The sequence below is a fragment of the Ensifer soli genome (assembly GCF_041928815.1).
Lineage (GTDB): Bacteria > Pseudomonadota > Alphaproteobacteria > Rhizobiales > Rhizobiaceae > JBHFEI01.
This window is the reverse complement of sequence record NZ_JBHFEI010000061.1, coordinates 1-1131: the sequence shown is the minus strand read 5'-3', so window position 1 is coordinate 1131 and position 1131 is coordinate 1. Positions and strand designations below refer to the sequence as shown.

Sequence of the window (1131 nt, the reverse complement as noted above, 5' to 3'; positions counted from 1 at the left end):
GGCCATGGAAACCATCTTGTTGTTGCGTGCCCCGGCCGGCACGAAGTCCAGAGTCTTCATGCGATTGCCAGACGAGATCGCAATGCCCGCATTCCGCAGAGCCTCTTTGAGGACGCGTTCAAAATCTGTCGGAAGAGGCAGCGCTGTGCTGGCGATCTCCCAGAGATTGCCATTTGCCGTATAAGGCTGCCTGGTATCGGGATGGATCGACGGCGGCAGGACAATCTGCGTCCCCTTGGAGAGGATCTCGCAAATCATATTGCCGTTCTCATCCTTGATGCGCGCGGTGCGCTCTCCAGACCAGCGATAGATCTGTACGCGCCCTTTGCGGTCCATGCGATGCCAGGGAGAGGCAGGAAGGATACGGTCGAGCGCGGCGTTGATCGCGGCATCGTCGGTATCGATGTCGATGGCAACCAATTCCGATGCCGGCCCCATCGGCAGTCCGATGTTGCCGCTGGCGAATGCGCTCATCCAGTTGCGCTGGTCGTCGGTCGACGGAAGGCGATCCGAGTAGATCTGCCAGCCGGCGATTGCCGGGCGTTTGGCTGCGGCGATAAGAGGAATGGCGGGAAGGTTTGCAGTCCAGTAAAGCGGTGCGGTTTCAGAGAAAATCGACGGCATAAGGTCTCCGATTGTTAGATGAACCTCGGCCATGTGGGATCGATAAATTCGGTCTGCCAACGAAATCGACCGCAGTGTCACATACTCAGGGAAATATACTCAGTGTGTCCTTGAAAAGGACATTCTGGTATCCATGGATGCGGCAGCGCGCAAAGCCGATGCGGACAATCCATGCGGCCTTGAGCCTGACCGGTACCAGATGATCGCCGAAGCATTTGGCCAGTAGGGAGGTTGCTGGAGGCTACCTGCAGACGAGAGGCCATCACACCGCTGTCGACCGCATCGGCTACAGCCACCAGATAACAAGGTTCTCTGTGATATAAAGTACACTGTACTTTTTTCCCTGATGGAGGAGAAAGTGCTTGAAGCTATCGTAGCGAGACTAGCCACCGCGCCTCTAAATTAGCAAGTTCTTTCCAGGCTATCCCGTCGGCCATTACCCCTGTTCCCTGTCACATTGGCGGTACTGTTTTACTTCAAGTGTAATTTTTATTTGAATATAAATTT

At 55.0% G+C, this 1131-nt stretch carries 1 protein-coding gene; it reads right to left on the bottom strand.

The window, feature by feature from the left end; translation table 11 throughout:
- Positions 1 to 624 (bottom strand): bifunctional DNA primase/polymerase (locus tag ACEVQ6_RS23640; RefSeq protein WP_374891489.1); only part of this gene is annotated, 624 nt, incomplete at its 3' end.
- Positions 625 to 1131: the final 507 nt, after the last annotated feature.